The following is an 8,623-nucleotide window of genomic DNA, read 5'->3' on the forward strand; positions in this document are numbered from 1 at the left end:
TATAACTCTTTACCATGCTGTTCAAAAAACACTCACGAAAGATCAACACGCCCTAATTATTGAGTAAATTTAATAAACTTCTTATACCCAGACTTGATCAAATACTCGGTACATGTTGCCACCTAAGAACTTGCTGCAGTCTTCTTCTGAGTATCCATTTTCAAGCATGGTATCAATTAGAGCTGCAACAATTTGATATGGTGCTGGGGTAGGAAACCCTTTTGCTCCTACAGCGGCACTATAGCCACCATCAGGGAATACGTTCTGCCCCATTGGTGTTTGAATAATAGACGCTGTAAAATTGATGTTCGGGATATAGTCTGAACCGAAGCCAACGTGGTCTATACCGACTAAGTTGACCATATAATCAATATGTCGAAATAATTGTTCAGTCGTCAATATATCTGGGTTAGATGTATCCATAAAGGCAGCCACCATATTTATTGAGCAAACCCCACCGGTTGCCGCAACACCTTTAATCACAGCGTCAGAAAGGCTTCTCTGATAATCGGCAATGGCTTTCGCACCTGAATGCGAAGAAATGACAGGTTGGCTACTGCGTTCAATCGCATCTAAGGAGGTTCGTTCGCCAGTATGGCTTACATCAACAGGCATACCGTATCGGTTATAAGCGTCGACAAGTTTTTTTCCATATTCAGTTAGACCACGGTTCTCAATTTCGAAGCAGCCATCACCCACATCATTACGTTGATTATATGCCAATAAACAGTAACCATAGCCCATCTCACGCCATAGTCCTACGCGATCAACATCACCACCAAATATTTGAGTACCTTGGTGAGTGAAGTAAATACCCAATTTGTTTTGTTTTACCGCTTCATCAATATCTTTGGTAGTGCGGATCATCATATAGTCGTCTGGGCGTTCTTTCATTTTGCTTAGGTAGAACTGAGCGCCTTTCATAATGCCTTCAACCGAGGCATCTAACGAGTCTGCGGAAGGACATGCTGCTAGTACCTTGAATCCAGCGGCTTTGCACTTGTCCATTTCATCATGGAATTCTGGTGCTTCAGGTGAAGACCATTGAGAGGGCCAAAGACCGGAAAAAAGGCTGTCAATAGCCATAGAATCTCGAACAATTTTTTTTGCACGTTCAGATGCAGGATATTTGTGTGTTCGTTGAGGGATTTTTGAATAATCTTTTATTTCAAATTCTGGTAATTTTGGTGCACCTGACTTTGTCGCTTTATCATTACTTGGTTCGATTTCAGATTTGTTGTCCATATTTGAAATTTTCCTTAACAGTGTTAGCTTCTATAAAATATAAATATGTTGGAAGTTTGGAAGTTTGGAAGTAAAGATAGGTACGGATTTATATCAAACGGAGTGTTAAGCCCTTTGTACGCACCTTTTTATGCACCTTTTTTATAAATAAACTACGCCCAATGACATGATAAAAACGTGATTTATGTCGAATATTTTTGGCAAATCTATCTAAATGTTACCTCAATTAGAAAATTCATTTAAAAGTATTATATGTGACACTTTAAGAAATTATCGAAGAGGTGAGATAAAAAAGCGATACCTGAGTATCGCTTTCTATAGTCTGATTTATCATTGATTAGGTGAATTAACGTCGAATGGCTTCGCCTGCTTTAACGTCTGTATCTAGTTGTGTGTTGTTGACAACGATTTTGCCGTTAACCAATAACCAATGTACGCCTACGGCTGGGTGGTTAGGATCTTGGTAGGTGCCCACATCAGCGATAGTTTCTGGGTCGAATACCACGATATCTGCGTCCATATTAGTTTGGATTCGTCCTTTATTTTTCATTTGAGGGACAAAATCTTCTATTAATTGAGCTGGCATCAGTGTCATTTTACGTAGTGCTTCCGTCATCGTTAACAAGCCGCGCTCACGAACATAGACTCTGAGTACTTTAGCAAAGGTGCCATTTGATCTAGGATGAGAGAATAGATCTTTTGGTAATGGCCACTCGTCACCTGCATAATTTTCAATGTGGCCGTCTTCGTCCATATGCATCCAGAACATTTCGTCAGATTCAATCAACACATTAGGATTTAGAATCGAAGCGTCTAATAGAGCAAGATCTTTAGGGTTTTGCTCGTCTAGGAAGTGCCAGACAATAAAGGTACCAGGTTTATTTTCTTGGTAGTCTTTCAACTGTTCTTCTGTCATACGTTCTTTACCTAGCTGAAAGTTTTCAGCGGTTGAACCCATACGTTCCCGCCAGCCTTCACCAGAAAACATGGCTGCGCCAACGACAGTACTTGCTGCGCCCCAAGGGTAAGCGCCCACAGTAACATTGATTCCTTGTTCTTGAGCCTTATTGACCATAGGTAAGATGGTTTCGATATCTTTTAATGAAGTACTGTTAATATGACAAAAGTGCATATGAGCGCCAGTGATAGCGGCATTGCCCACTAATTCTTTAACGGCTTCAAACGAGCTTTGTGGCTCGGCATTGCTGGCATAGCGAACGTGAGTATAGGTTGCTACGTCTCTTTCTGCGGCTAATTCAGCCAATGCATAATATTCTTTTTGACCATGGCCCGGTGCATAGCCAGCGTTAATCCCGATACCTAGGCCACCTTCATCAAGGCCTTGCTCAATCAGCTTGATGATTTTACTTTCTTGCTCAGGTGTTGCTATATCCATCTTCCAATCATTACGTGATTGAGCTTTTTGGAAATAGCCAACGGTCGCTTCGGGTTCCGTCTCACTAAATGTAGCAATACGAGCGTAAGTCCAACCAGCTGCTGCACCATAGTTTAATGGTAAGCCTTTTTCAGCTTGTCCTGCATACCAGTCACTGATAGGTAGAACACCAGATTCGAGTTCCAGCATAGTGGTAACGCCTTGCATCGCCTGCATTCTGTAGTCACCAATGTTTTGACCATGAGCGTGGACGTCGATGAATCCAGGGGCAACAACTTTACCTGTAGCGTCAATAGTTTTATCCCCAGAAATACTATCGGTCGTTATTGCTGTGATCTTATTATCTTTGATCCCGACATTAACAACAGAATCGAAATTTGTTTCAGGGTCGATAACTCTGCCGTTCAAAATTACAACATCATAATTAGCGGCGATAACAAGTGGTGACATAAGGCCAAAGCCGACGATCGTAGCCTTTTTAATGAATGATTCTAGTGGTTTCATAATTTTATCCCGTGTGTGTGAGATGAACTATAAGTGTTACGTGTCAAAAATCTTAGACCAATAATTTCACGCTATCTACCTGATCCTCATCTTTGCTCATTGATAAGACAAATCTAACGTGACAAGAGAAAGTGACTCAAAAACAATCACTTTTACGCTCATCTCACCCACAGCTATTGACTTTGCCGCTCCAGAGCTGCCCTTCTCTATAAAGGCAACTTTGACAAAATAATCCTTCATAGCTAAACGTTTATGTACCAACGTTTTCGTCAGGGAAAAAAAATGCCAAACCTTAAATTACGAAGTTTAAGCGCGATATTCTTCTTTGCTGTCACTCTTCCCATCGTAGTGTTAGCCGACGAGGGGCAAGATGTAGAGGAGGTAGCTAAAGAGCTAGCCAACCCAAACACAACGCTTGGCTCGATGTCCTTTAACTTGGATTGGACGAACTATCAAGGCGACTTAAATTCAGCGAACAGTCAGAACGGGTATCGCTTGAGCTTTCAACCTGTTCTCCCTGTGCCAATTGCAGAGCGAACCAACTTATTTATCAGACCAAATATACCTTTAATATTTGACCAACCCTATTACAAGGGCGATAGATTTGAAAATTCAGATGCAGGTCTCGGTGATATCGGCTTTGATGTGGCCGTTGGTCATACCTTTGAGAGCGGCATGATTGTCGTGGGGGGGATAGTGGGTACACTGCCCACCGCAACAAGCGATGAACTGGGTAACGATCAATTCTTACTCGGTCCAGAGTTTGCCTTAGCCTACGTACAAAGCTGGGGGGTTATCGGGGCGTTAATTACCCATCAATGGAACGCTGGCGGAAGCAATGACGCCGACGCGAGTATTACTGGTGGACAGTACTTCTATACCGCGAATCTAGACGATGGATGGCAAATTCAAGCGCAACCAACTTGGAGCTATAATCACGAAGCGAGCAGTGGAAATAAATTGTCATTCCCTATTGGTATTGGGTTCGCTAAGACGACTCTCATTGGTGGCAAACCCATCAAGTTTGGTCTTCAATACTGGAACTACATTGAAAGCCCTGACGCGTTTGGGATAGAGCATCAACTTCGACTGGTCATCACACCTGTTGTTGCTCTTCCTTGGTGATAACAGGTCGCAGGATAAAATTAGACATAAAAAAACCGCAGCGAACTGCTGCGGTCTTAAATTTGGCGGTGAGTGAGGAATCCGACTTATTTATTTAAGATGCTGATATATATCCATAAAAAAACTCGCAAAGAGAGCGGTAATACTTATGGTAATACTTTTAACCAAGTGTCAAATTCATAAGTTACTGCATAAATTTTTAGGCTAAGGCAACTATACTTTATCCTAACATACTTAACCTGCTTACAACCGCCAGCTAGTAATTCAGTCTATTTCAACATAAGTATAATAGCTTCTTCAACGGCATCAGTTAGGTATTTCCAACGGTGCTGCAATAGCCATGCAGGCTAAGACCCCCGATACACGGTTACTCACTTTAATCCCTTTCCGCACAGAATCTCTGAGCCTTAAGAAGGTTCTGGGCAAATCCGTGTTAGTCCTACTAAAAATCCCCTCCTAGCCTCCCCTTAATCAGTATCTACAATCCATTGTGGTTCGTAGAAAGGGGAGGAACTGAATACAGATCGTTACATGTGCAGTTACACATTCAGCGCTAAAGAAGGTTCTCCCCCTCGGTCGTCAATCTAGAGGGGGGATAAACTTAATTGGAGGGGGAGTTAGAGGGGGTGGGTGTTCGAAATCAGCCCGAACGCACAGGATATCAATGCTCTCAATTCAGAAAAACATTACGCTTCACCCAAAAGATTGGAATGCCTAAGCGTTCCAATTTTAATATCTGATTTACCTACGCCGCCTAGTGCACCGAATCATAAATCAATGTGCTTCTTCAGCTCTTAACCAAAACTCGGACAGGTCTTCAAAAAGGTCATCGTTATCTAAGATGCTCAAATGGGTTTCGTTGTAGCCGAGGATTTGTGACGCGTGGAGTTGGGCTGGGCGCGACAATTGGCTTGATAAATTGATCACACCATCGTTGCTGTTGGTATTAAATAGGTCGCCCGAGTTATAACCAAAGGCTAAAAAGTGGGGAATATGAATCTTACTGCTGTCAATTAATAAGTCAGCGATAAATTTCCCGTCTGGATTTAAATCAACCCATGCCGGCATTACTACGGGAGAGTACTCGACCCCTTGTTTAGCAGACTCGACACCACCAAACGGCGAAGATATGGTGGCTACGCTGCTTACAAAATCGCATAGCTGCCCAATACGGCACTGGCGAAGACTGTTGGTGGCGACAAGCCCGCCCATACTATGTGCCACAACATGTAATTGTTGGATTTTGTATTCCGTTAACACCGTGTGCATGAGGTTATTCAGGCCTTTGGAGTTCAAAGCCAGAGACAAGCCTGAAGGATAGTTAAAGACCCAGATCTGATATTTAGATTGGTCGACTTTTTCAATCAGTGGGGCAAAATTTAACGCAGTGGCGTTGATGCCATGCACAAACAAGATCGGGATTTTGTTTGGGTCGAACTCTGACAGAAAGTAGAGCCCAGCGTTATCTTCGAGCAAAAAGGTCAGCGGCTGCCACATGCCGAGTTTGCCATTTTTTCTGTCAAAAGGTGGAGCTTCCAAGCTCACGACTGTGCCTATGTCGATCAAATCCAATTCGATTTTTAACAGTGAAGATAGTGAACGATCAACAAACGCTCTTGGGGCTTCACTCTCATTAACCGTTAGTGAGACTTCTATTGTTGGTCTGTCTTGGTGATCACGTAGGTTGATTACACTGAAAGCTTCATCGGCTTGTAGGGTAAGATCTTGATTCTTATCTTCAAAGATAAGTAGATAGTGGATGTTATTTGATACATGTAAGTGAATACTGTCACTGTCGATGATGCCATCGTAGCCATCAACCTCGCTTTTGTTGATGTCTTTGATTTGTTCAATCACCACGGCAGAACCGGAGGCTGGTTGATTCAAGGTAATCATGTATTGATTGGTAATGGAGTCGATAGCTTCTATCTCATTAGATAGGTTTCTAAAGTTACCGCACCCTGACAGCAGTGAACTGAGTAATAGCACTGTGCTGATTAGGCGTGCAGTAAGTAATAGCTTCATTCTAATTTCATCCTTAAATAAACTCGTTCCATCATTGAATCAATAGTCTGTGCTTAATAGTAGCAATAAAACAACGCTTAACAAAAAGGCAGGCAAGCGACGAAAAAGTTCGCTTGCCTGCCTTTGAGTTTTAGGTACTCAGTGAGTGAGTATTGAACGCTAAAGCGTGTTTTTATACACTTTGCCGTCTTTCATGATCAGTTTCTGTGTATCGGTGTTAGCAACACATGCCACGCCTTCTAGTGGGTTACCGTCGATGATCAGTAGGTCGGCATACGCGCCTGCAACGATTTGGCCTAGCTTGCCTTGCTGGTAAGGGTGTTGGTAAGTCGACATCTCGAATAAACGCCCACAGTTTGATGTCGCCATGCGAAGTGCCGTGATGGTATCGAATACTTGCTCAATCGCACCCAGTTCATTCAATTGTGTCGCATGCACGTTGGTTTCACCCACACAGTCAGTACCAAAAGCAATGTTCTGAATATCGTATTTCTTAATCAGTTCTGCTGATTTGAACATGGCTTTGCCTACGCGTTCTGTCTTGCGGTATGTCTCTTCGTTTGGTAACGGGATCTTACGCTCTGCAATCAATGAAGAGGTAAAGTAAGAAGGAATCACCCAAATGCCTTTCTCTTTAATGATCTCTGCAATATCGTCGTCCATGATGGTCGCATGTTCGAAAGACATCACGCCCGCTTCTGCCGCTCGGCGCATTGCATCGGAAGTGTGAATGTGCGCAGCAACATAAGTACCGTAATCTGAAGCGGCTTGTACCGCAGCTTTCATCTCGTCAGACGTAAATTGCAATGTGTCTAGCGGGTCAAAAGTTGATGATGCACCGCCACCAGCCATGATCTTGATTTGTGACGCGCCCATAAACAGTTGTTCACGTACCACTTTCAATACTTCTGAACGGCCATCTGCCACTTTCATTGCGCCAAGCTTCATCATTGGCGAGTCTTCGTGCCCATTAGCCAAACGCTCTTGTGCTTGGTTTTGGCGGTAATCTGAGTGACCGCTGGTTTGTGAAATTGCCGCCATTGAAGGGAGAATTCGTGGGCCAGTTGCGTAGCCGTTATCGATACTTTTCTTAAGACCAAGCGTGTTACCTGCTACGTCACGAATGGTGGTAAAGCCGCGCATCAGCATCTCTTCTGAAATCTTTGCTGAGCGAATCGCTACTTCTTCACGTGTCATAGTATCAATCACATTGAAAGGCGCAGATAGCGTGATATGAACGTGGGCATCAATCAAGCCAGGCATTACTGTGCCACCTTGAGCATCAATAATTTCATCGGCTAACGTAGCGTCAACCTCACCAATTTGAGTGATCAAGTTGTCTTCAATAAGAATAGATACGTTCTCGATTAGGTTGTTATCAACACCGTTAAATACGTTCGCGTTAGTGATTAGCTTTTTCATAGTCTGCACCTTTTGGAAATGAGTGTGTGTCGCTGATGGAGCCATCATAGGCGGTGCAGTATTTTTAAAATTGCCATTTGGTGACAAGCAGTGACGAGACTTATCTTTTCGCACTTTTCTATATTTTTGAGTTTTGCTGTATAGAGGAAAGAGAATTATTGGTACAGAAAATGATCAACCAATAAAGATTAACAATTTTGAATGGAAAGGGGATGATGTCACCAAATGGTAAGTTTTGTTCTGATTCGAACGCTAAGATGTATTTCAAATCGAGGCTACTTATCAAATTAAAGAGAGACAACATGACTAATTCAGACAAAGTTTACGGATTCAATACACCACAACGTCTATTCGTAGGTTACACGTTAGCTGTGCTGGTGGACCTAGTGGTTCTTAACTTCTTTGATGAGTACTGGGACTTTGTGAATATCGAGTCTTTCACTATCTCTTTGATAGCGGCATTGTTGCTTCAGCTACTATTGAAGCTTTCTATTGGCTTAGAACATAAGATTGCTGAGCACTTTAAAAGCAAGCCGGGTACTGCACCTAAGGTTTACCGAGCAATCACCACTTACATTATCTTGGTGGGCTCAAAATTCGTGATGCTAGAAGCGATTAACCTTCTGTTCGGAGATAAGGTGAGTTTTACAGGACCTTGGGGCGGCGTGGTTGCTTTCTTCGCTGTGGTATTTACGATTCTGGTTGCTGAAGTGATTGTATCGAAGATCTACTTTGCTCTGGATGACAAACAAGATTCACATGTGAAAGCGCTTAAAGAGACCAACGCGTAACAGAACTAAAATACAGATGTGAATAACAGACGAGCCAGTTGAATAAGCTGGCTCGTTTTCGTTGTGCGCCGAGCATGGCGTTGATCTAGGAGGTGAAAGTCCTCTACGGGCTCAG

6 protein-coding genes are annotated in these 8,623 nt (G+C 42.9%); 2 read left to right on the plus strand and 4 right to left on the minus strand.

Going from position 1 to position 8,623, the window contains the following annotated elements:
* Positions 1 to 81: 81 nt before the first annotated feature.
* Together AB6F11_RS21030 and AB6F11_RS21035 are read right to left on the minus strand one after the other, a co-directional pair.
* Entirely contained in the window at positions 82 to 1,245 is a 1,164-nt protein-coding gene (locus AB6F11_RS21030; RefSeq protein ID WP_017029485.1) for a dipeptidase, read from the minus strand.
* A 346-nt stretch (positions 1,246 to 1,591) separates the two neighbouring features.
* On the minus strand, positions 1,592 to 3,145 hold the full coding sequence (locus AB6F11_RS21035; RefSeq protein ID WP_102393107.1) for an amidohydrolase family protein: 1,554 nt from the start codon (positions 3,143 to 3,145) through the stop codon (positions 1,592 to 1,594).
* Between the two features lie 282 nt (positions 3,146 to 3,427).
* On the opposite strand from AB6F11_RS21035, the gene AB6F11_RS21040 reads away from it, so the two are divergent.
* Entirely contained in the window at positions 3,428 to 4,270 is an 843-nt protein-coding gene (locus AB6F11_RS21040) for a hypothetical protein (protein WP_017062424.1), read from the plus strand.
* A 774-nt stretch (positions 4,271 to 5,044) separates the two neighbouring features.
* On the opposite strand, the gene AB6F11_RS21045 is transcribed toward AB6F11_RS21040, so the two are convergent.
* Positions 5,045 to 6,295: an alpha/beta fold hydrolase gene (locus AB6F11_RS21045; protein ID WP_102393106.1), complete on the minus strand. Its 1,251-nt coding sequence runs from the start codon at positions 6,293 to 6,295 to the stop codon at positions 5,045 to 5,047.
* 159 nt (positions 6,296 to 6,454) lie between these two features.
* Complete coding sequence (locus AB6F11_RS21050) at positions 6,455 to 7,717, minus strand: amidohydrolase family protein (protein ID WP_102393105.1); 1,263 nt, start codon at positions 7,715 to 7,717, stop codon at positions 6,455 to 6,457.
* 302 nt (positions 7,718 to 8,019) lie between these two features.
* On the opposite strand from AB6F11_RS21050, the gene AB6F11_RS21055 reads away from it, so the two are divergent.
* Positions 8,020 to 8,508: a hypothetical protein gene (locus tag AB6F11_RS21055; RefSeq protein ID WP_102393108.1), complete on the plus strand. Its 489-nt coding sequence runs from the start codon at positions 8,020 to 8,022 to the stop codon at positions 8,506 to 8,508.
* The last annotated feature ends 115 nt before the right edge of the window (positions 8,509 to 8,623 follow it).

The organism is Vibrio sp. 10N.247.311.14 (assembly GCF_041467715.1).
In the GTDB taxonomy this organism is placed as follows: Bacteria; Pseudomonadota; Gammaproteobacteria; order Enterobacterales; family Vibrionaceae; genus Vibrio; species Vibrio crassostreae_C.

What these genes read in the sequence shown, in the direction of transcription:
- AB6F11_RS21040 (WP_017062424.1), top strand. Translation starts at nt 3,428, where the DNA reads ATGCCAAACCTTAAATTACGAAGTTTAAGCGCGATATTCTTCTTTGCT.
- AB6F11_RS21050 (WP_102393105.1), bottom strand. Translation starts at nt 7,717, where the DNA reads ATGAAAAAGCTAATCACTAACGCGAACGTATTTAACGGTGTTGATAAC.
- AB6F11_RS21055 (WP_102393108.1), top strand. Translation starts at nt 8,020, where the DNA reads ATGACTAATTCAGACAAAGTTTACGGATTCAATACACCACAACGTCTA.
- AB6F11_RS21045 (WP_102393106.1), bottom strand. Translation starts at nt 6,295, where the DNA reads ATGAAGCTATTACTTACTGCACGCCTAATCAGCACAGTGCTATTACTC.
- AB6F11_RS21030 (WP_017029485.1), bottom strand. Translation starts at nt 1,245, where the DNA reads ATGGACAACAAATCTGAAATCGAACCAAGTAATGATAAAGCGACAAAG.
- AB6F11_RS21035 (WP_102393107.1), bottom strand. Translation starts at nt 3,145, where the DNA reads ATGAAACCACTAGAATCATTCATTAAAAAGGCTACGATCGTCGGCTTT.